Here is a 20,487-nt window from a genome sequence, read left to right on the forward strand (position 1 = left end):
AAGTCTGGACGAGGCCGCGGAAGGCGGCAATAGCCTAGCCCGACCGCAGGTGAATACCGGTGACGGCGTTGCCCCGTTTCACGCCCACCGGCGGCCGGCGCCGCGGCGCTGGATGGCCGGGACAAGCCAGGACCTGCGGGATTCCGCTGACATCCAGGGACGTTTCGCCCCGCCACGATCCCGGCTTTCGCCGGGATGGCGGAGCCGAAGACCGCGGCTGAGGAGCCGCGGAACGGAACCGTGGCCGGTGATCAGCCGGCCACGATGTTGACGATCTTGCCGGGCACGATGATCACCTTGCGGATGGTCATCCCTTCCAGGAACTTGGCGGTGTTCGGTTCGGCCCGGGCCAGCGCCTCGACGTGCTCGCGCGCGGCGTCGGCGGCGACCTCTATGGTGCCGCGCAGCTTGCCGTTGACCTGCACGGCCAGGGTCACCGAGTCGCGCACCAGCGCGGCCGGGTCGACCTGCGGGAAGGTGACGTCTTCCAGCAGGGTTTCCGGATGGCCCAGCGCCTGCCAAAGCGCGTGGCTGGCGTGCGGGGTGATCGGATTGAGCAGCAGCACCGCCGCTTCCAGCGCTTCCTGGCGCACGGCGCGACCATTGCCGCTGGCGTCGTCGAACTTCGACACCGCGTTGGACAGTTCCATTACCGCGGCGATCGCGGTGTTGAAGCTGTGACGCTTGCCGTAGTCGTTGCCGACCTTGTCGATGGTCTCGTGGGTCTTGCGGCGCAGCGCCTTCTGTCCGGCGGTCAGCGCAGCCAGCTCCGCGGCCGGCGCCTGGCCGTCGGCGACATGCTTCTGCACCTGGGTCCACAGACGACGCAGGAACCGCGCCATGCCCTCGACGCCGGCCTCGTTCCACTCCAGCGACTGCTCCGGCGGCGCGGCGAACATCGAGAACAGGCGCACCGTGTCGGCACCGAAGCGATCGACCATCGCCTGCGGATCCACGCCGTTGTTCTTCGACTTGGACATTTTCTCGACCGCGCCGATCTGCACCGGCGCGCCGTCCGCGCGCAGGGTCGCGCCGTTGATGCGGCCGCGCTCGTCACGCTGCACGTCCACGTCGGCCGGGTTGATCCAGTCCTTGGAACCGTCCGTGTTGTCGCGGTAGAAGGTTTCGGCGATGACCATGCCCTGGGTCAGCAGGTTGGTCGCCGGTTCGTCGCTGTCCACCAGCCGCGCGTCACGCAGCAGCTTGTGATAGAAGCGGAAATACATCAGGTGCAGGATCGCGTGCTCGATGCCGCCGATGTACTGATCCACCGGCAGCCAGTAGTTGCCGCGCTTGTCGACCATGTCCTTGGCGCCCGGCGAGGTGTAGCGCGCGTAGTACCAGCTCGATTCCATGAAGGTGTCGAACGTGTCGGTCTCGCGCTCGGCCGCGCCGCCGCATTCCGGACAGGTGGTCTTGCGCCATTCCGGATCCGCCTTGATCGGCGACTTCACGCCGTCCAGGGTGACGTTCTCGGGCAGCACCACCGGCAGCTGCGAATCCGGCACCGGCACCGCGCCGCACTTGTCGCAGTAGATCACCGGGATCGGGCAACCCCAGTAGCGCTGGCGGCTGACGCCCCAGTCGCGCAGGCGGTAGTTGACCCGGCGCTGGCCGCGGCCCTGGCGTTCGAAGCGCTCGGCCAGCGCCTCGAAGGCGCCCTGGTAGCCCAGGCCGTCGAATTCGCCGGAATTGACCAGTTCCAGATCCTCGCGGGTCTTGTCGCCGTACCAGTCGCGCCAGGTGGTCGGATCGTAGGTCTTCTCTTCCTCGTTGCGCGGCGACTTCAGCGCGATGACCTGCTGGATCGGCAACAGGTACTTGGTGGCGAACTCGAAATCGCGCTGGTCGTGGCCGGGCACCGCCATCACCGCGCCGGTGCCGTAGCCCATCAGCACGAAGTTGGCCACCCACACCGGCAGCTTCTCGCCGGTGATCGGATGCACGGCGCGCAGGCCGGTATCCATGCCACGCTTTTCCTGGGTTTCCAGCTCGGCCTCGGACACGCCGCCCTGCTTCAGTTCGGCCAGGAACGCGGCCAGCTCCGGATTGGATGCGGCCGCCTTCAGCGCCAGCGGATGCTCGCCGGCGATCGACACGAAGGTCACGCCCATCAGCGTGTCGGGACGGGTGGTGAACACGGTCAGCGCCTCGCTGCAGCCGTCCACCGCGAACTTGATTTCCAGGCCCTCGGAGCGACCGATCCAGTTGCGCTGCATGGTCTTGACCGCGTCGGGCCAGCCCGGCAGTTCGTCCAGGCCGTCCAGCAGTTCCTGGGCGTAGTCGGTGATGCGCAGGAACCACTGCGGAATCTCGCGCTTCTCGACCACCGCGCCGGAGCGCCAGCCGCGGCCGTCGATGACCTGCTCGTTGGCCAGCACGGTCTGATCGACCGGATCCCAGTTCACCACCGAGTTCTTGCGGTAGGCCAGGCCCTTGCGCAGCAGGCGGGTGAACATGCGCTGCTCGTGGACGTAGTAGTCCGGACGGCAGGTGGCGAACTCGCGCGACCAGTCGATGGCGTAGCCCAGCAGCTTCAGCTGGCTGCGCATGTGATCGATGTTGGCGTAGGTCCACTTGGCCGGCGCGGTGCGGTTCTTGATGGCGGCGTTCTCGGCCGGCAGGCCGAACGCGTCCCAGCCCATCGGCTGAAGCACGTTGTGGCCGGTCATCCGCTTGTAGCGGCTGATCACGTCGCCGATGGTGTAGTTGCGCACGTGCCCCATGTGCAGCGCGCCGGACGGATACGGCAGCATCGACAGGCAGTAGTACTTGGGCTTGTCGGACTGTTCGTCGACCTCGAAGGCCCGGCGAGTCTCCCAGAACGATTGGGCGGCGGATTCGACGGATTGCGGTTCGTAGGCGACGGGTTCGGCAGCGGACATGGCGGACGTAGGCGGGAAAGGCGACGGCAAAGTCGGCAAGGGTACCGCAGTGCAGCAGGGGGCTCCACTCCGGAAGGTCACGGGCCGACTGGCGGATCCACGCCCGGAGGCTCCGCTACCATGGCCCGGACCCGCTCCGGAGACCCGCATGTCCCGTTCCGTCCTGGCTTTGGCCTTCCTGCTCGTCCCGCTATCCGCCACCGCCGCCGAACCGCTGGCGCTCCAATGTGAGCGGCTGTTCGAGTCACGCAGCGGCAAGCTGCTGTCGGCGCGGACGGTGGTGGTCCGCGAGGGCCGCGTCGCCGAGGTGCTGGAGGGCCGTGCGGAGGTTCCCGGCGCTCGCACCGTCGATCTGGCCGGCCACACCTGCCTGCCCGGCTGGACCGACCTGCATGTCCATCTGGGCGGCCAGTCCAATCCGCAGAGCTATTCGGAGGGATTCCGCCTGGATCCGGTCGATTTCGCCTACCGCTCGGTGGGCTACGCCGAAAAGACCCTGATGGCGGGATTCACCAGCGTGCGCGACCTCGGCGGTGAAATCGCGCCCCATCTGCGCGACGCCGTCAACCAGGGCCTGGTGAAAGGGCCACGCATCTTCGCCGCCGGCAAGTCCATCGCCACCACCGGCGGACACGCCGATCCCAGCAACGGCTACAACGACCATCTGGCCCATCTGATCGGCCCGCCCGGCCCGACCGAAGGCGTGATCAATTCCATCGACGACGCCCGCCAGGCGGTGCGCCAGCGCTACAAGGACGGCAGCGACGTCATCAAGATCACCGCCACCGGCGGGGTGCTCAGCTATGCCAAGTCCGGCGATGCGCCGCAGTTCACCGTGGATGAGGTCAAGGCCATCGTCGAGACCGCGCGGGATTACGGCTACAAGGTCGCCGCGCACGCGCACGGCACCGAGGGCATGAAGCGCGCGGTGCTGGGCGGGGTGACCAGCATCGAGCACGGCACCTACATGAGCGACGAGGTGATGCGGCTGATGAAGCAGCACGGCACCTGGTACGTACCAACGATCTACGCCGGCCGATTCGTCGCCGAAAAGGCCAAGGTGGATGGCTATTTCCCGGAAGTGGTGCGCCCCAAGGCCGCCCGCATCGGCGCGCAGATCCAGGACACCGCCGCCAAGGCCTACCGCAACGGAGTGAAAATCGCCTTCGGCACCGACATGGGCGTGGGACCGCACGGCGACAACGCGCGCGAGTTCATCTACATGGTGGAGGCCGGCATTCCCGCCGCCGAGGCGCTGCAGGCCGCCACCGTGCGCGCGGCCGAGGTCCTGGGCGTGGATGATCAGGGCGTCATCGAGGCCGGCAAGCGCGCCGACATCGTGGCGGTGCCCGGGGATCCGGTCGCCGACATCCAGCGCGTGCTCGACGCCGCGCTGGTGATGAAGGATGGGGTGTTGTTCAAGCAGCCCTAGCGCAGGCGCCCCGGGTCCAGGCAATCCTGAAGTTCCGGTGGCGCTGGCTCAGGTGGCGCCGGACGGACGCCGCCACGCGGCCCAGCCCGCCCAGGCGACCCACAGCCACCAGATCGCGAAGCCAAGCCGCTGGGCGATGCCGGCCGGCAGGACGTCGACGGCGAACAGCACCGTGAACAGCACGCCCGCCGCCGCCAGCACGCCAAGGCGAGACACGATCCACCAGTCGCTCCGGCCCCGCAGTCCCGCCGCCAACAACAACACGCCTGGCACGAATGCGACCCACCACAGCATCCACGCGGTGGCGTGGTAGCTGCTGCTGGCGTTGTGCAGATCCTCGGGGTCCAGCGGCAGCAATCCTTGGGCGACCACACCCAAGGTGGACAGGAGCAGCAGTTGCGCGCCGATCCGCACCATCCAGCCGGCATCGCGCGGCAGTCGCTGGCGCAGCGCCAGCATCGCCGCCGAGGCCAGCAATCCCGGCAGCATCAGGCCCAGCAGATTGAAGGCATTGGCATTCGGGATGCCCTTGGCACCCAGCACCGCGACCGGATGCGTCACGTGCGAATACCCCGCCAGCGCCCCCGCAAAGCCGACGAGGGTGGCGGTGAACAGGACCGCGCCGGCGATACCGGTCAGCGGCAACCAGCGATTCATTGCGTTTCCCAACGGAACACCTCTTCCACGCCCACGCCAAACGTCCGCGCGATGCGGAACGCCAATTCCAGCGAGGGCGCGTAGCGCCCCGCCTCCAGCGCAATGATAGTTTGCCGGGTCACTCCGCAGGCATCGGCCAGCGCCTGCTGGGTCATCTCGCCACGCTCGGTCCGCAGGCGGCGGATGTCGTTGGCGATCGGGGTTCCGGTCATCGGCGATCGCGCCAGTAGTAGACCGCGGTGACGGCGTACTCGCACAGCCAGCCCAGCATCAGGACCAGCACCAGCAGGTTGGCGAGCAGGAAATGGCTTGCCCATTGCAACCGGTGCGCTGGCGAAAAACCCAGCGTGACCGCCAGTCCGATCAGGCCGATCACCAGCACGCCATGTCCCCAGTGACCGGCCTGCCGCGCGATTTCGCGGTCCCGCTCGTCTTCCTGGATCCTGCCTTTCCAGCGCGAGGCCATCGCCTGTCCCAGCACCGCCCAGGCGATGCCCAGCATCACCAGGTTGCGGGCCACCGCGCGGGCATCGGCACTGTCCACCGCGCCGGGGCCGGCGAACAGATCCAGCTTGGCCACGAAGTACGCCACCGCCCCCAGCATGAAGGCGAAGCCGATGCGGGCGCGCCATTCACCCGGGGAGATCGCATGCTCCCCTTCGTCCCGCGCGGAGAACTGCACCAGGTACAGGGCTGCCCAGGCACTGGCGACGAGCAGGACCATGCCGAGGGGACCGGGGTCGAAACCGAGCACCTTCCCCGGTCCGGCCATCAGCAGCCACAGCGCGGCTCCCGCCACCAACATCACGCCATACCGGCCGATCGTCCGGCCCGGATGTCCCGTCATGACGTATCCCCCATCGAATGTAATGTAAACCTTACATTCGGTTCGGGACATGTCAAGTTCTTTTTACATCGTTACCGGGATCATCCCGGGAGTCCGGGCTATTCCTCCCATCCCGTCGGTCCCCCCGCCTGCTCGGCGTAGTTGGCGGCCACGTAGTCCCGGGCCAGGCTGGCCACCCGCGCCAGCATCGCGTTGTCGGCGCCACCGACGGTCCAGGCGCCGGCCATGCCGCGCGCGTGCTGGTAGAACTCGGGTTGGGCGACGACCTCGCCCGAGGCCGCGTCGGTCAGCCGCAGCCGCAGCAGGATGCGTGAACTGCCGGCGAAGGCGCCGGCGAAGAAGCGCTTGCCGCCACTGATGAAGCGCACCTTCTCGATGATCGGTTCGATCACCAGCGTCCGCGCGGGTTCGACCCGGACCGGTTCGGCATTGCGCTGGGCGACCCACTGGCCCAGTCCCTGCCGGAGATTGTCCTGCACCGAACCACGCGCCTTCTCGTTGGTCTCCTGCCCGGCGTAGGGGGCCGGCAATTGGACCGGCTTCAGTTCGAACCGGGCGTAGTGATCCAGTTGCACGGAAGGCGCCGCGTTGCGCTCGACGGATGGACGGATTTCCTCGCCGGCCCACGATGGGCGGAAAGCGCACAGGAGCAGGCCGGTGACGGCCAGGCGGAACAGGAGGTTCATGCGATGCGATCTCGGGTGGTGGATGGTCTGGCCGGGGCGATGCCGCCGTCGTGCTTGAAACCAACGACAACCGCCGCCATCTCAGGCCGCATCCGTCCACGACCGCCCTCTTCCCATGACCGAGCTGCCCCACGTCTTCGACGCCACCGCCGAAACCTTCGAAACCGAAGTCCTGCGCAAGTCGCTGGAAATCCCGGTCCTGGTCGACTTCTGGGCGACCTGGTGCGGTCCCTGCAAGACCTTGGGTCCCATCCTGGAAAAGCTGGCGGGTGAATACAACGGCGCGTTCCTGCTGGCGAAGGTGGACGTGGACAAGGAGCAGCAGATTGCCGCGGCCTTCCAGATCCGCTCCGTGCCGACCGTGTTCCTGGTCAAGGACGGGCAACTGGTCGACGGTTTCCCGGGCGCGTTGCCCGAAGGACAATTGCGCGAATTCCTCAAGCAGCATGGCATCGAGCCGGCCGTCGCGGCCGAGCCCGAGGAAGTCACCGAGCTCGCGCAGGATCCGCACGCCGTGGTGGTGGCCCTGCGCCACGCGGTGGAAGCGGAGCCGGACCGGGACGAACTGAAGCTGGACCTGGCCCTGGCGCTGTTGAAGACCGGCGCCGCGCAGGAAGCCGAGCAGTTGCTCGATGCCCTGCCCGCGAACCTGGCCACCGATGACCGCGCGGTCCGTGCCCGCGCCCGGCTGGGGTTCGTGTCGGCGCTCAAGGACGCGCCGCCGGCGGAAGTGCTGGCGTCGGCGATCGCCGCCAATCCCGACGATCTGCGCGCGCGCCACCTGCTGGGTGTGCACCACCTCATCGCCGGGGACGACGAGGCCGCGCTGGCGCAGTTCATCGAGATGCTCGGCCGGGATCGCGGCTATCAGGACGGCCTGCCGAAAAAGGCGCTCATCGACGCCTTCCGGGTCGTCGAGGACGAGGACCTCGTCGGGCGCTATCGCCGCCGGATGTCTTCGCTGCTGTTCTGATCGCGGGGCGGCTCTTCCGCTTCCGGAAGACTCCACTCGCCGGGCAAGTCCGGCGCTACACGTAGATCGGCGCCTGCTCGGCCGAGGCATGGCGCCGCAGGCGCGCCTGCGTGGGCGTCATCCCGTGCCGCCCCTTGAATGCGCGGCTGAAGGAACTCTGGCTGTCGAAGCCCGTGTACTCGGCGATGTCGCAGAACGCCAGGCCGGTCTGCTCCACCAGATGCAGCGCGCGTTGCAGGCGCATCCGGAGCGCGCACTCACTGGGGGTCTCGCTGAAGACGCTGTGATAGACCCGCGCGAGATGTCCGCGCGAGTAGCTCACCTGACTGGAAAGGCGGTCCATGCTCATCCGTTCGCCGTGATGGCCGCTGATGATCGCGTGACGGATGCGCAACAGGCGCTGCATCGACCAGCGCTTGCGTCGGTGGCTGCGACCGGGACAACGCTCGATCAGGGCGCGCAGCCCCTGTTGTTGCGCATGCATGCTTCCCGCCACCCCGAACACGCTGCGGGTGACGGTCGCATTGCCGTTTCGTCCATTGCCCCGCGTCTCGCCGCGCTCTCCGCTCCCCATGCTTTCCCGCGCCGCGCCGAGCATCGCCCTCAATGCTTCCAATCGCGCCACCAGATCCGGTGGACACGCCATCTCGTCCGCCAGCAGGTCCGCCATCACCTGCGGTTCGCAGCCGACGCGGATCCACGCTTCCACCGGACCACACAGGCACAGCCATCGACCATGGGCCCGCGCTCCCATCACCCGCAACGGACGGTCCCAGAGCAGGCACCGGCCCGCTTCGATGTCCCAGCGCAGCCGGTCGCCCGTGGCGCCGACGGAGCCTGAAAGGGGCACCAGCATGGACCACCACCCCGGTGGAAGCTCGAGGAACGCACCCGGCCTCGACGCGTGGATCAGATAGAGCGCGCATTCACCGGCGCGCGGCAGGACGATGTCGGATCCCTCCGCGTCCATCAGGACGACCCCGCACGGCTGGCCTGGCGGCTCCCGCCAGACGGATTCACGCGCGTGGAGGATTTCCGTCTCCGCTTCCAGTTCATCCGCAAAGCCCGTGTCGTCGCGCATGGCGCTCCACCCCGTCAAGACCCCCGCATGCTCTCCACCCGCCGTCGCGCCGACAAGCCGACGGTGACGAAACGCAAATCCACGGTGACGGACGTCATCGCGGCGCGTACCCGTACCGGGCTGACAAACACCGGACCGCAACGACGACGGCCGCCCGGAGGCGGCCATCGAAGCGGCACGGCAGGCACGCCGTGAACCCGGGTCAGAAGTCGTACTGCACCATGAAGCGCACGGAACGCGGCGGCTGGTAGGCCGTGGGCAGCAGATAGACATCCGAGGGCAGGCCGGTGTCCGGGTCCTCCGCCTGTTCGACCACCGACACCACCCGCTGCTTGTTGAGCACGTTGAACACGTCCACCTTGAACGACAGCCCCTTCGCCCAGGCGGGCGCGTAACGCAGATTGAGATCCAGCGAGTAGCTCCAGGGCAGCCGTCCCTTGGTACCGCGCGGCACCGCCACCACCGGACCGTTGAGCTCGCCGGTGTCGGGATCGGCCGACTGCCCCGCGGCGGTCGTGCCGCAGCGCATGAACGAGGATCCGTAGGGATGGAAATCGCCGTGGTACGGATAGAGCACGCCCAGACAGTTGATGGGCCGCCCGGACTGGACCAGCAGGTTGCCACCCACCGACCACTCGTCGGTGATCTCGTAGTTGCCGAACAGCTTCAGGCTGTGGCGACGATCATTGGGCAGATAGCCGAAGGTATCAGTGGTCAGTTCGAGGTAGTCGAAGTCCTGGGTGGCGTTGGTGTTCACCTGGCCGATGTCCGACTTCACGCCGCCTTCGGTATTGCCCTTGCTCTTGGCGTAGGTGTACGAGCCCTGCAGGAATACCTTGTCCCAGTTGCCGTCCAGGAAAATCTCCACGGCCTGGTACGAACGCTTGGCCTTCGGGGCCAGGCGATCGCCCTTGACGCGCACCTCGGTCAACTTGCCGTCGCCGTACAGATCGGTCAGGAACACCGCGTCCTTGCCTGGATTGAACATGCGGCAGTACGGGAAGCCGGCGCTCGGCAGCGCGGGGCTGCGGCCCTGGCCATCGAGCCAGCCATCGTCTTCGTCCAGATGGAAGCCCGCGGCCTCCAGGATCGCGGTGTAGTCGCAGTTGTCGTCGATCGCCGCCTTCAGCTTGCGGTAGATGCCGCGCACACCCAGTGACAGGTGATCGCCGAGCGCGGCCTGGAAGCCCAGGATGAATTCGTCCTGGTACATCGGATCCAGATCCTTGGCCGCCACGGTCAACGGATTCTTGGGCTCGCCGAACTCACCGTTGATGTACTGCAATTGGCCCGGCGGTCCCACCCGCGGCACCAGGCCGAGCGGCGCGCCGGTTTCCGGATCCACGCCGGTGAAGGTGAATTGCTGGCGGGTGAACAGCGACGCCGACGCGCCGCGGGTGGCCACGTCCGAGGTCAGCGGCAGCGCATAGCGGCCGGCGTTGCCGAACAGCTTGAAGCTCGAATCGCCGTTGACGTCCCAGGCAAAACCCAGACGCGGGCCGAACTGGTTGCTCACCTTCACGAAGGTGTTGCCGAACCCGTCGCGGTTGTCGAACGTGTCCCATCGGCCGCCGAGATAGGCGACGAAATTGTCGGTGACGTTCCAATTGTCCTGGACGTAGAGGGCGCGCTGCTTGACCTCGTTCACCGAGCCCTGGTTGACGATCTGCTCGCGCACGATGTCGGTGCCGTCGGCCAGGGTCGAATAGCGCCATACGCGGCCGCCTTCGGTCGACGTGCCCGCCACCGACTCGAAGTTGTCGATGTCCACGCCGAACTGCAGGCGGTGATCGCCCAGCAGCCATTCGGCGTCGATGCGGAACTGGTCGCGGGTATCGCCGGAGTCGGAGCGCGGAATCGCGCCACCGGTCAGGTTGCACTGGCTGGCGTACACACCGGTGGCCTGCTGGCGCGAGGATGGACGGGCATCGACGATGATCGGGCAACCGGTGGCGGGTTGGTGCAGATCGCCGTTGTAGCGGACATCGACGCCGGACGCCGTCCGCAGATACTGACCGCGCGAGAACTCGCCATGCCCGTACAGCGCCGACAGGGTGAAACTGTCAGTCAGGTAGCCGGTGTACTTCAGCACATAGTTCTCGCCACCCTGCTCGCCGTACGAGGTGCCGATCAGCGCCTGCCGATCAAGGACGCCGATCGTGTTGCCGTAGACCGTGGTCTCGGTGTCGGCCTTGTCGGAGAAGCCGGTGAATTCGAGCAGGTGGTTGTCGCTGATCTGCCAGTCCATCTTCAACAGCCAGGTCGGCGTCTTGACGGAGTTGTCGACGTTGGTGCTGGACAGCACGTTGCCCCACAACTTCTGCTCCTGCCGCTTGTAGCCGATCAGGCCGTAGGCGAACAGGCGATTCTGGATCAGCGCGCCGCTGGCCCACACCGAGCCTTCGACGTCCCAGGTGCTGTCGCGGCTGCTGTCCTGGCGCAGTTGCCCTTTCGTGCAGGCGATGTACGGTGCGGGGCCGCAGGCCAGCGGATTGGCCAGATAGGTGCTGCGGGTCTTCTCGCGCAGCGAGTCCGGGGTGTAGTAGACGCTCGCGCCGGCATGGAAGTCATTGCCACCGCGCTTGGTCACCTGGTTGATCACGCCACCCAGCGAACGCCCGAATTCCGCGCCGTAGCCTCCGGTCTTGACCTGCTGCTCGGCGATCGCCTCGAACGGCACCTGCGAGAAATTGAGGCTGCGGAACGAATTGGTGATGTTGAAGCCGTTGATGAAGTACTGGTTCTCGGCCACCGAAGAGCCACCGAACGAAGCCAGGTTGCCGAACGCCACGTCGCCGCGCACCGTGCCCGGCGCCAGCAGTGCCACGCTGGTGGCGTCGCGCGCCACCGGCACCTTGGCGATCTGTTCGGCGGTCAGGATGGTGGTGGACTCCACCGACGAAACGTCGATGGGATTGATGGAAGATCCGCCGACCACCGTGATGGTATCCAGGGTGGAAGCATCGCGCGCGGCGAAGTCGACGGTCGATGCCGTGCCGACGCTGACCGTCACGGTGCGGTTGCCGCCGCTGCCCGAGGTGATGGTGTATTGCCCGGTGGGCAGCGCGGAGAACCGGTAGCTGCCATCGCTGCCGGCGGTGATGGCGCGGCTGAAACCGGTGGCCGGATTGGTGACGGTGATGGTCTCGCCCGCGGCGGCGCGTCCCACGATCGCACCCGATGAATTGGACTGCGCGTGCACGCCGCCCGCGAAGCACAAACCCAGCGCGGCACACAGGGCGGTACGGCGCAGTCCTTTGGAGAGATGTTTCTGATTCCGGTGGTTGGTCATTGGCGCTCTCGGCAGTGAATCGGATGAATGGAGATGGACGTCGTCGGGACGTGCCGCGAACAGGCATGCGGGGCCCGGCGTCCTGCCGAAGGAAACTAACGGGAACTTCACAATGAAGTTGTGCATGGAAAACGAATTGGCGCGGCAGATTCCATCAGGAAGCGCGTATGCGTCGCGAAGACCGGATCCTGGTATAGGAGTCCATGCCTGGCTCCAACGGAGTGGCCGCGACAACGCGCATCGCCGCACAGCCATTTCATCGTTCGTGGATAACCGTCATCGGCACGACGACGGCAAAGTGGCTCACCCCGACCACTCCTCTCTCGGTCGAGTCAGGTCGACGAATTCGACAAGCGTCGCCCTCAACTGCCCGGCCCCCAGCCGGGCTTTTTTTTCAGCGCCGCCTTGAAAAGTAGCGCGCGGGAGAGTCGCCGAAGGCACGCCGGAACATGGCGATGAAATTACTGGGCGAGGCATATCCCAGCGCGTCGGCAACATCCGCGACACCATCGCCGCCCGCCAGCATCTCGAGCGCGTGGGTCAACTGCGCCTGCTGGCGCCACTGGGCGAAGGTCAAACCCGTTTCGGCAAGAATCAGACGGCGCATCGTCCTTGGGGACATCGCACCGAAAGCGGCCCAGTCGTCGAGTGTGCGCGGGCTGTCGGGTTCGGCCAGCAGCGCGCGCGTCACGCGCACCATGCGCGGATCCCGCGGCATCGGCAGGTGCAGCGATTCGCGCGGCGCGCGCGCGATCTCGTCACGGATGACGGCGGCAATCCGCGCCTGATCAGGCGCCATGGGCCGTTGCTTGTCCCAATCGGCCGCACGCCGCGCCAGCGCCTGCAGCACATCGCTGATCCCGATCACGCATGGCTGCGGCGGCAATCCTTCGCAGGCGTCCGGCGCGACGAACAATGTCCATCCGCTCAACGTGCCGCTGGTGCTGACCTTGTGCGACACGCCACCCGGCATCCATCCGGCCCGATGGGGTGGAAGCAACCAGGAGCCCTGCGAGGTCTGCACATGGATCAGGCCGGCCTCGACGCAGAACACCTGGGCGCGTACATGGTGATGCCAGTCGTACTCCCGGGCGCCCAGTCGACGCCCGCCTCCCGGTGCCATGTCCCCGCGCGTGGCGATCAGCCATGGCCCCTCGCGCCATTCGCTGTAGTCCCTGTCATCCGTTTCCCGGGCAGTTTTGCGCTTGGCCATATTCCAGTACTTATAGGCCAGATACCGTTATCATTCCAGCACCGCCCGCGGCGATATTTCCCGGGCCAACCGCTCCGGACCATTCCGGAGACGTGACCGTCACTAGGCGGGCTTCCCCCGTCACGGTCGCACGCATGACCCACGCGCTCGCCCGCCACCTGCCGGCCGCCAGCCTCCGCGTCCTTCATTCATCTGGATACAGGAGACCCCCCATGACCGACGGTCGATTCCGCTTCGAGCTTCACGACGATTCCCGTTTTCCCTTCGTGCGCGCGACGCCCAGGGAGAAACAGGCTGGCGTCGCCTCCCAGTGGCAACGGGAAATGGAAGCGCTCATCGGGCGCGCGCAGCCGTTCGTGATCATCTTCCCGCCCGGTCATCACGCCGACCTGGAGCAGCTCGACGGCGACGCGATGCGTCAGGCCCAGGAAGAACGCAAGCAACGGGCGCTGTGGCTCAAGCGCAATCGGGACGTCCTCGCGGAATCCTGCAAGGGCATGATCACGATCGAACTGGATGCGGCCAGGCGCAGCGCGGAACGGGCCCGGGCAACCCAGTTGGAAAAAGCATTCGGAGTCCCGCTCCGTGTCGCCGACTCCGGAGACATGGCGGATGAACTGGCGGACGCTCTGCTCGAACAGCGCTAGGCGCCTCGGCACGGGGACGGATGGACAAACCATACCTATACGTATGGTAGGCTGGAAGCCCGTCCGTCCCCACGCCCGGCCATGAAAGCCTCCACCCTTCGCCATATCTTCAATGTCTGGCCGCCATTCCTGTTCAGTGGCATCCACGTCACCCGCATGGCCGACGACTGGCGCAGCGCGCGGGTGGAGATGCGGATGCGTCCCTGGAACCGCAACTACGTCGGCACCCATTTCGGCGGCAGCCTGTTCTCGATGACCGATCCGTTCTGGATGATCCTGGTGAAGGAATGCCTGGGCGGCGATTACTTCGTCTGGGACAAGGCCGGCGAGATCGAATTCGTCAAACCCGGCAAGGGCACCGTGCATGCCGAGTTCCGCGTGGACGAAGCCATGCTCGATGACATCCGCGCCGAAGCCGCCAACGGCGAGAAGCACCTGCGCTGGCTGCCGGTGGACGTGGTCGACGCGCAGGGCGAAGTGGTCGCGCGGGTCCGCAAGCAGATTTACGTGCGGCTGAAGCCGAGGGCGCGCGCGTGAGCGCGCCGGCCGCATCGCGGGCACGGGCCCGGCGGTGATCCGCCAGACGGCAGCGCCAGGCCGGGACACCCGAGCCCATCACCCCCGATCCGGAAGCTGGCGCCCCGCGTCGGGACGCTGGATGATGCGACCTTCCTTCTCCAGTACCTGACGCATGGACATCATCGACTGTACCTCCCTGGACGAAGTCCGCGCCCACATCGATTCGCTGGATCAGCGGATGGTCGGGCTTCTGGCCGAACGCGGCGCCTATGTGCAACAGGCGGCACGTTTCAAGCGGAACACCGACGAGGTGCAGGCGCCGAAACGGGTGGCGGCCATCATCGAACGCGTACGCGCACTGGCCATCGCGCAGGGCGGCAATCCCGAGGTGATCGAGGCCACCTATCGCGCCATGATCGCGGCCTTCATCGAAGCGGAATCGGCCGAGCACGCGCGGTTGCATACGCGCTGACGCCTCGTTCCACGCAGGCACGCGCGCCGGGTCGCACCGGCTCCCCGGAAGAGCCGCGGGCCTAGCGCAGCGCCTCCGGCACGGCGAGTTCCCAATAGGCTTTTTCGCCCGCGTCGAACAGCGGGATGCGCAGGCGGTCCTCCACCACTTCGATGTCCCGCCCCTGCCGCAACGCCACGGGCCTGGCCGCCACGCGCCGAGCCAGCGTGCGTCCATCGACTGGCTGCTCACGCAGCCACAGCAGCGTCGCCATCAGGTTCAGGCGTGCGCGCTGGTCCTGCAGGCGATGCTGGTAAGGCGCCATGGCGGGCCGACCGATGTCATTCAGGATGCATCCCATGCTGTTGGCGACGCACTCCAGCCGCAACCGCGCCGCCGGCGCGGGGACGGTCACCGGCTGATCCGCCAGGCGTTGGCGATGGGCCGCTTCGCCGCAGGGCCACGTCATGGTCTCGGCAATCATCGCCTGCGTGGCGTGCGGCCGGTACACGAACGGTATCTTCCTGCCGGTGGACGCTCCCCATGTCGCCGCTCCACCGGCGCCATCCCGTTCGAACATGGGCCGCGAAAATTCGAACTCGCGCTTGATCACCCTGCACATCGCGTCGTCCGTCAGGGGAGGCGGTTCGCGCAATGACCGGCAGGCCGCCGGCAACGGCACGTCCGCTGGCAGCTCGGCCAGCATCTGGCCTTGCAGTTCAAGCCAGCCACGGATCGCGGCATCGCCCAGCATCGCGTCGATCAGCAGATCCGGCTGCCGCATCCAGCGCCGCCAGGCGACAACGCTCCGGCAGGCACCCTCCACGCCACGCTCCCGTTCGCCGCGCACGAATGCCAGCGCCGCGTCGATACGCATGAGCGTGGCACCGTCACTCATCGCTGTAATGGCAAAGGGCATGTCGACCTGCATGCGGAACCGACTCCGGAGATAGTCGTTGTGTTCCAGCGCGTCCCGGCTTCGCTGCAACAATCCCGCATGCGCGGACAACAGCGCGGCCGCCTTGTCCGGGTCATCCCGCACGCGCCCCAGGCAATCCGGCGCGCGCAGTCCACAACCATGGTCGGACGAAGGCGGCAGTTTTTCTTCCCGATGTCCGGCTTCGGCGCCACTGACAAAGGGCTCGGCGGAAGCGGCGTCATCGGGCACCGCCGGGCGCTGGTTGAAGCGCGCCACATCCTCGGCCGCGATCCGCTCGCGCGCTTCCGCCGGCAGGTCATAGCGCAACAGCCAGACATCGGCGAAGGCATTTCGACCCGGCGGTTCCGGGACCGGAGCGGTGAGCATCGCCAGCGCCTGCTCCTGGGCGCGCGTGGGCCAGAACAGCCACGACACCGCGAACAGCGCCCCCACCAGCACCGCCAGCGCCAGTGCAGTCACCGACAAAAACTGCAAACTCCGTTTCATATCGCTCCCCACAGCGTTCTCCGGCCCAGCGTAGCAAAGCCCGCACGCCGGCCAGGCCAGGTCCTACAATAGCCGCCATGCCCCCCGACCCCGCCTCCCGCCCTTCCCTGCAGCGCCTGTTCCTGACCGGTCTGCTCACCCTGTTGCCGATCTGGCTGACCTGGGTGGTGGTCAAGTTCGTGTTCGTGCTGCTCTCCGATATCAGCAAACCCTTCGTCGGCCCCGCCTCGCACCAGATCGCCGCCTCGTTCCCGCAGGCGCTGGGCTGGTTCAACGCGCAGTGGGTGCAGAACACGATCGCCCTGGCCGCCACCCTGCTGGCAATCCTGGCGGTCGGCGTGCTCGCCCGCCGCGTGATCGGCCAGCAGCTGCTGCGCTGGTTCGAACTGCTGGTGCTGCGCATTCCGCTGGCCAGCACCATCTACACCAGCGCGCGCCAGTTGCTGGACATCCTGCAGACCAAGCCAGGCAGCACCCAGCGCGTGGTGTTGATCGACTTTCCGCATCGCGACATGAAGTCGGTGGGCCTGGTGACGCGGGTGATCCGCGAGGAAGGCACCGGCCGCGAGCTGGCGGCGGTGTACGTGCCAACCACGCCCAACCCGACCTCGGGTTATCTGGAAATCGTGCCGGTGGAACTGCTGACCCCGACCGACTGGACGGTCGATCAGGCGATGAGTTTCATCATCTCCGGCGGCGCGGTCTCGCCCGAATCCATGCCTTTCACCCGCGCGGGAGAGCGCTGATCGATGACGACGATGAATGGCCGTACCCTCGATGATCGCGCGGTACGGTTGTTCATCGCATTGGCGGCGTTCTTCTGCGTCAACGCGGTGCTGGCCGAGTTCATCGGGGTCAAGATCTTCGCCCTGGAGGACACCCTCGGCATCGCGCCGCTGGAATGGAACCTGTTCGGGCAGAGCGGCTCGCTCAACTTCACGGTCGGCACCCTGCTGTGGCCGTTCGTGTTCATCCTCACCGACACCATCAACGAGTTCTTCGGCCGTCGCGGCGTGCGCTTCATCTCTTGGATGGCGGTGGCGCTGATCGTCTATGGCTTCGTGTTCGCCTTCCTCGCCATCGCCACGGCGCCGGCCGGCTGGTGGGTCAAGGCCGCCGAGCACCAGGGCGTGCCGGACTACCAGGCCGCGTTCGCCGCGATCTTCGGCCAGGGCATGTGGTCGATCGTCGGTTCGATCATCGCCTTCCTGATCGGACAGCTGATCGACGTGGCGGTGTTCCATCGAATCCGGGCCGCCACCGGCGAGCGCATGGTCTGGCTGCGCGCCACCGGCTCGACCGCGATCTCGCAGCTGGTCGACAGCTTCGTGGTCATCTGGATCGCCTTCGTGCTGGGGCCGCAGAAGTGGCCGACCTCGCTGTTCCTGGCGGTCAGTTCGGTCAACTATGTCTACAAGATGCTCGCCGCGATCGCGCTGATTCCGCTGCTGTACCTGATGCGGCATGCCATCCGTCGCTACCTGGGCGAGGATCGCGAACGTCAGTTGCGGCTGGAAGCGGCGGCGGACTGATCGGTCGGACGCGGGACGCGCCCGCGTAGAGCGGAGCCTGCTCCGCTCCGTCATCCGCTCCGCCCTGCGCCCCCCGCCCGCAACCCGTTATGCTCCGGCTTCCATTCAAACCGGGGAGAGGCTGGATGAACCTGTCGCGGACCATGCGGATGCTGCCCTTGCTGCTGATGGCGACGCTGTCCCTGCCGATGAGCGCGCATGCGCAAGCCGGTGGTGCGGATGCCGGACGCGACGCCGCCATCGCCACCCTGATGCAGCGCTACGACGGTCAGTTGCCGGGCGCTTCGCTGCTGGTGCTGAAGGATGGCCAGCCGGTGGTCGAACGCGGTTTCGGCCTGGCCAACCTGGAAGATCGCGTGCCGGCCTCGCCGGAGACCAACTACCGCCTCGCCTCGGTGACCAAGCAGTTCACCGCCGCGAGCATCCTGATGCTGGCCGAGGACGGCAAGCTGAAGCTGGACGATCCGATCAAGCGCTGGCTGCCCTCGCTGCCGGCCACCGCCGACAGGATCACGCTCCGCCACCTGCTCAGCCACACCTCCGGCCTGATCGACTACGAGGACGCGATGCCCGCGGATCTGACGGGGCAGCTGCACGACATCGACGTGCTGCACATCCTGGAAGGACAGGATCGCACCTACTTCGCGCCCGGTACGTCGTATCGCTACAGCAACAGCGGCTACGCGCTGCTGGCGCTGATCGTCGGCAAGGCCTCGGGGCAGGATTTCGCCAGCTTCCTTCGCCAGCGCGTCTTCCTGCCGCTGGGCATGACCGACACGGTGGCGCTGGAGGAAGGCGTCTCCACCGTGGTCAACCGGGCATATGGCTACAGCGAAACCGATGGCCGCTGGGAACGCACCGACCAGAGTCCGACCAGCGCGGTGCTCGGCGATGGCGGCATCTATTCCTCGATCCGGGATCTGGCCCGTTGGGACGCCGCGCTGTATGACGAGCGTCTGCTGAAGAAGGCATCGCTGGATCTCGCCTTCAGCCATGCCACGCCAACCAGCGAACCGGACGTGCCCTATTACGGCTTCGGCTGGCGCATCAACGGCGATGCGGTCTGGCACTCCGGCGAGAGCATCGGTTTCCGCAACGTGATCGTGCGCTATCCGAAGGAAAAGCTCACGGTCATCCTTCTGAGCAATCGCAACGAACCAGAGCCCTATCGCACCGCCATCGCCATCGCGGATCTGTTTCGCGGGCGCTGAGCGTCACTTCAGATCGGCCAGGATCACGCGTGCCGCGTTATGCCCCGGCGCGCCGGTCACGCCGCCGCCCGGATGGGTGCCGGCGCCGCACAGATAGAGTCCGGGCACGGCGCCGCGATAGCCCGCCTGACCCAGCATGGGGCGGGCGCTGAACAACTGGTTGAGCGAAAGCGCGCCGTGGAAGATGTCTCCGCCAATCAATCCGAAGGTGCGTTCCAGATCCAGCGGGCTCAATGCCTGTCGACCCAGCACCGAATCGGCGAAGCCGGGCGCGAAGCGATCCACCGTGGCGATCATCCGGTCCGCGACTTCCTCGCGGTGATCGTCCCAGTTGCGTCCATCCGGCAGCACCGGCGCCACGTGCTGGCAGAACAGGCTGGCGACATGCCGGCCGGGCGGCGCGAGTGAATCGTCCAGCGTGGAGGGAATCAGCATCTCCACGATCGGCTCGCGCGACCAGCCGTACGCCAGTGCGTCGCGATAGGCGCGATCCATGTAGTCCAGGCTCGGCGCGAGGATGATGCCGGCGGTCAGGTGATCGCCCTCGCCCGGCAAGGCGGTGAAATCCGGCAGGCGCGACAACGCCACGTTCATGCGGAAGGTGCCGGAACCGCAACGCCAATTCGCCATCCGTTCGCGGGTCGGCGCGGGCACGTTGTCCGCGCGCATCAGTTGTTCGTACAGCAGCTTGGGATTGACGTTGGCGACCACCGCGCGCGCGCGCAGGATCTCGCCATCGGTGGTCACCACGCCGACCGCGCGTCCCTGTTCCACCAGCACTTCGCGCACGCCGGCGCCGGTACGCAACTCGGCGCCGGCCGCGCGCGCCGCACCGGCCATCGCCTGGGTGATCGCGCCCATGCCGCCGATGGCGTGGCCCCAGGCGCCCTTGACTCCGTTTACCTCGCCGAACACGTGGTGCAGCAGCACGTAGGCCGAGCCGGGTGTGTACGGACTGGCGTAATTTCCGACCACGCCGTCGAAACCGAACAGCGCCTTGACCGGTTCGCTCTCGAACCAGCGATCCAGGTACTCGCCGGCCGAGATGGTGAACAGATCCAGCAATTCCTGGCGCAGGGTCTCGTCCAGCGCATGCAGCTTCCGGCCCAGACGCGCCGTACGCAGCAGTTCCGGCAGCGCTTTCCACCAGCCGCCGTCGGTCAGGTTCGGCGGCGGTTCCAGCGCCAGTGCGCGCAGCACGTCGGCGATGGCGTCCAGCCGGGCCTCGTAGGCCGGCAGGCGTTCGGCGTCGCGGGCGGAGAATCTGGCGAACTCGGCGCGGGTCTGGCCACCGCCGGTCAGCAGGTAGCCGCCGTCCGGCAGCGGCAGGAAGTTGTTGCGCCGGCGCTCGACCACCCGCAGGCCATGGCGGGCCAGCTCCAGATCGGCGATGACCCGGGGCTGCAGCAGCGAAACCGTATAGGAAGCCACCGAATTGCGGAAACCGGGATGGAACTCCTCGGTGACCGCCGCCCCGCCCAGCACCCCGCGACGTTCCAGCACGGTCACCTTCAGGCCGGCCCGCGCCAGGTAGGCGGCGCAGACCAGGCCGTTGTGGCCGCCGCCGATCAGCAGCACATCGCGGGCCACCCCGCTCACGGCCGCGCTCCGGCCAACGCCCCACAACGGAAGCCG

The 20,487-nt window shown here is 67.1% G+C and carries 18 protein-coding genes; 8 read left to right on the top strand and 10 right to left on the bottom strand.

Annotation, left to right across the window (positions count from 1 at the left end; all coding sequences use genetic code 11):
* Positions 1-251: 251 nt before the first annotated feature.
* A complete protein-coding gene (leuS, locus tag AC3DEZ_RS05820) occupies positions 252-2,885 on the bottom strand; it encodes a leucine--tRNA ligase (protein ID WP_488387380.1) in 2,634 nt (877 codons plus the stop codon).
* 148 nt (positions 2,886-3,033) lie between these two features.
* Here leuS and AC3DEZ_RS05825 point away from each other — a divergent pair, with 148 nt between their 5' ends.
* Positions 3,034-4,317, top strand: a complete 1,284-nt coding sequence (locus AC3DEZ_RS05825; RefSeq protein ID WP_488387381.1) for a metal-dependent hydrolase family protein — start codon at positions 3,034-3,036, stop codon at positions 4,315-4,317.
* 48 nt (positions 4,318-4,365) lie between these two features.
* Here the strand turns inward: AC3DEZ_RS05825 and AC3DEZ_RS05830 are convergent, their stop codons facing one another.
* From AC3DEZ_RS05830 to AC3DEZ_RS05845, 4 genes are all read right to left on the bottom strand, one after another.
* A complete protein-coding gene (locus AC3DEZ_RS05830) occupies positions 4,366-4,974 on the bottom strand; it encodes a DUF998 domain-containing protein (protein ID WP_488387382.1) in 609 nt (202 codons plus the stop codon).
* The gene (locus tag AC3DEZ_RS05835) at positions 4,971-5,186 is read right to left on the bottom strand and encodes a helix-turn-helix transcriptional regulator (RefSeq protein WP_447105135.1); all 216 of its coding nucleotides are present in this window, start codon (positions 5,184-5,186) and stop codon (positions 4,971-4,973) included. Before AC3DEZ_RS05835 ends, AC3DEZ_RS05830 begins: the two co-directional genes overlap by 4 nt.
* A complete protein-coding gene (locus AC3DEZ_RS05840; RefSeq protein ID WP_488387383.1) occupies positions 5,183-5,821 on the bottom strand; it encodes a hypothetical protein in 639 nt (212 codons plus the stop codon). Before AC3DEZ_RS05840 ends, AC3DEZ_RS05835 begins: the two co-directional genes overlap by 4 nt.
* A gap of 98 nt (positions 5,822-5,919) precedes the next feature.
* Positions 5,920-6,507 carry a hypothetical protein gene (locus AC3DEZ_RS05845; RefSeq protein ID WP_488387384.1) on the bottom strand — a complete coding sequence of 196 codons (588 nt, stop codon included), beginning with the start codon at positions 6,505-6,507 and terminating at the stop codon, positions 5,920-5,922.
* Positions 6,508-6,622: 115 nt separating this feature from the next.
* Between AC3DEZ_RS05845 and trxA the strand changes: the two genes are divergently transcribed.
* Positions 6,623-7,480 (top strand): thioredoxin, encoded by an 858-nt coding sequence (gene trxA / locus AC3DEZ_RS05850; protein WP_488387385.1) that lies wholly within the window; start codon positions 6,623-6,625, stop codon positions 7,478-7,480.
* 55 nt (positions 7,481-7,535) lie between these two features.
* On the opposite strand, the gene AC3DEZ_RS05855 is transcribed toward trxA, so the two are convergent.
* The 3 genes from AC3DEZ_RS05855 to AC3DEZ_RS05865 all read right to left on the bottom strand — a co-directional run bounded on the left by AC3DEZ_RS05855 (position 7,536) and on the right by AC3DEZ_RS05865 (position 13,066).
* On the bottom strand, positions 7,536-8,561 hold the full coding sequence (locus AC3DEZ_RS05855) for a helix-turn-helix transcriptional regulator (RefSeq protein ID WP_488387386.1): 1,026 nt from the start codon (positions 8,559-8,561) through the stop codon (positions 7,536-7,538).
* 202 nt (positions 8,562-8,763) lie between these two features.
* Positions 8,764-11,853, bottom strand: coding sequence for a TonB-dependent receptor (locus tag AC3DEZ_RS05860; RefSeq protein WP_488387387.1), 3,090 nt, complete (start codon positions 11,851-11,853; stop codon positions 8,764-8,766).
* 394 nt (positions 11,854-12,247) lie between these two features.
* A complete protein-coding gene (locus tag AC3DEZ_RS05865) occupies positions 12,248-13,066 on the bottom strand; it encodes an AraC family transcriptional regulator (RefSeq protein WP_488387388.1) in 819 nt (272 codons plus the stop codon).
* Between the two features lie 212 nt (positions 13,067-13,278).
* Here AC3DEZ_RS05865 and AC3DEZ_RS05870 point away from each other — a divergent pair, with 212 nt between their 5' ends.
* The 3 genes from AC3DEZ_RS05870 to AC3DEZ_RS05880 all read left to right on the top strand — a co-directional run bounded on the left by AC3DEZ_RS05870 (position 13,279) and on the right by AC3DEZ_RS05880 (position 14,704).
* On the top strand, positions 13,279-13,713 hold the full coding sequence (locus AC3DEZ_RS05870) for a hypothetical protein (RefSeq protein ID WP_488387389.1): 435 nt from the start codon (positions 13,279-13,281) through the stop codon (positions 13,711-13,713).
* 81 nt (positions 13,714-13,794) lie between these two features.
* A complete protein-coding gene (locus AC3DEZ_RS05875; RefSeq protein WP_447105127.1) occupies positions 13,795-14,250 on the top strand; it encodes a DUF4442 domain-containing protein in 456 nt (151 codons plus the stop codon).
* Positions 14,251-14,404: 154 nt separating this feature from the next.
* Entirely contained in the window at positions 14,405-14,704 is a 300-nt protein-coding gene (locus AC3DEZ_RS05880; protein ID WP_488387390.1) for a chorismate mutase, read from the top strand.
* Positions 14,705-14,765: 61 nt separating this feature from the next.
* Here the strand turns inward: AC3DEZ_RS05880 and AC3DEZ_RS05885 are convergent, their stop codons facing one another.
* Positions 14,766-16,088, bottom strand: coding sequence for a hypothetical protein (locus AC3DEZ_RS05885; RefSeq protein WP_488387391.1), 1,323 nt, complete (start codon positions 16,086-16,088; stop codon positions 14,766-14,768).
* Between the two features lie 98 nt (positions 16,089-16,186).
* Between AC3DEZ_RS05885 and AC3DEZ_RS05890 the strand changes: the two genes are divergently transcribed.
* The 3 genes from AC3DEZ_RS05890 (at position 16,187) to AC3DEZ_RS05900 (ending at position 18,852) form a co-directional block, all read left to right on the top strand.
* Positions 16,187-16,855: a DUF502 domain-containing protein gene (locus AC3DEZ_RS05890; protein WP_447105124.1), complete on the top strand. Its 669-nt coding sequence runs from the start codon at positions 16,187-16,189 to the stop codon at positions 16,853-16,855.
* A gap of 12 nt (positions 16,856-16,867) precedes the next feature.
* Positions 16,868-17,641, top strand: coding sequence for a queuosine precursor transporter (locus AC3DEZ_RS05895; protein ID WP_447105123.1), 774 nt, complete (start codon positions 16,868-16,870; stop codon positions 17,639-17,641).
* A gap of 188 nt (positions 17,642-17,829) precedes the next feature.
* A complete protein-coding gene (locus tag AC3DEZ_RS05900) occupies positions 17,830-18,852 on the top strand; it encodes a serine hydrolase domain-containing protein (RefSeq protein WP_488387570.1) in 1,023 nt (340 codons plus the stop codon).
* Between the two features lie 3 nt (positions 18,853-18,855).
* Here AC3DEZ_RS05900 and AC3DEZ_RS05905 read toward each other — a convergent pair whose 3' ends face one another.
* Positions 18,856-20,451, bottom strand: coding sequence for a phytoene desaturase family protein (locus AC3DEZ_RS05905; protein ID WP_488387392.1), 1,596 nt, complete (start codon positions 20,449-20,451; stop codon positions 18,856-18,858).
* Positions 20,452-20,487: the final 36 nt, after the last annotated feature.

It is taken from the genome of Pseudoxanthomonas sp. 134C1 (assembly GCF_057773065.1).

Excerpts from the sequence above, each read along its gene's own strand:
- AC3DEZ_RS05890 (WP_447105124.1), top strand. The coding sequence starts at position 16,187 with ATGCCCCCCGACCCCGCCTCCCGCCCTTCCCTGCAGCGCCTGTTCCTG.
- AC3DEZ_RS05870 (WP_488387389.1), top strand. The coding sequence starts at position 13,279 with ATGACCGACGGTCGATTCCGCTTCGAGCTTCACGACGATTCCCGTTTT.
- AC3DEZ_RS05875 (WP_447105127.1), top strand. The coding sequence starts at position 13,795 with ATGAAAGCCTCCACCCTTCGCCATATCTTCAATGTCTGGCCGCCATTC.
- trxA (WP_488387385.1), top strand. The coding sequence starts at position 6,623 with ATGACCGAGCTGCCCCACGTCTTCGACGCCACCGCCGAAACCTTCGAA.
- AC3DEZ_RS05845 (WP_488387384.1), bottom strand. The coding sequence starts at position 6,507 with ATGAACCTCCTGTTCCGCCTGGCCGTCACCGGCCTGCTCCTGTGCGCT.
- AC3DEZ_RS05830 (WP_488387382.1), bottom strand. The coding sequence starts at position 4,974 with ATGAATCGCTGGTTGCCGCTGACCGGTATCGCCGGCGCGGTCCTGTTC.
- AC3DEZ_RS05900 (WP_488387570.1), top strand. The coding sequence starts at position 17,830 with ATGAGCGCGCATGCGCAAGCCGGTGGTGCGGATGCCGGACGCGACGCC.
- AC3DEZ_RS05860 (WP_488387387.1), bottom strand. The coding sequence starts at position 11,853 with ATGACCAACCACCGGAATCAGAAACATCTCTCCAAAGGACTGCGCCGT.
- AC3DEZ_RS05895 (WP_447105123.1), top strand. The coding sequence starts at position 16,868 with ATGAATGGCCGTACCCTCGATGATCGCGCGGTACGGTTGTTCATCGCA.
- AC3DEZ_RS05835 (WP_447105135.1), bottom strand. The coding sequence starts at position 5,186 with ATGACCGGAACCCCGATCGCCAACGACATCCGCCGCCTGCGGACCGAG.
- AC3DEZ_RS05825 (WP_488387381.1), top strand. The coding sequence starts at position 3,034 with ATGTCCCGTTCCGTCCTGGCTTTGGCCTTCCTGCTCGTCCCGCTATCC.
- AC3DEZ_RS05840 (WP_488387383.1), bottom strand. The coding sequence starts at position 5,821 with ATGACGGGACATCCGGGCCGGACGATCGGCCGGTATGGCGTGATGTTG.
- AC3DEZ_RS05865 (WP_488387388.1), bottom strand. The coding sequence starts at position 13,066 with ATGGCCAAGCGCAAAACTGCCCGGGAAACGGATGACAGGGACTACAGC.
- leuS (WP_488387380.1), bottom strand. The coding sequence starts at position 2,885 with ATGTCCGCTGCCGAACCCGTCGCCTACGAACCGCAATCCGTCGAATCC.
- AC3DEZ_RS05880 (WP_488387390.1), top strand. The coding sequence starts at position 14,405 with ATGGACATCATCGACTGTACCTCCCTGGACGAAGTCCGCGCCCACATC.
- AC3DEZ_RS05855 (WP_488387386.1), bottom strand. The coding sequence starts at position 8,561 with ATGCGCGACGACACGGGCTTTGCGGATGAACTGGAAGCGGAGACGGAA.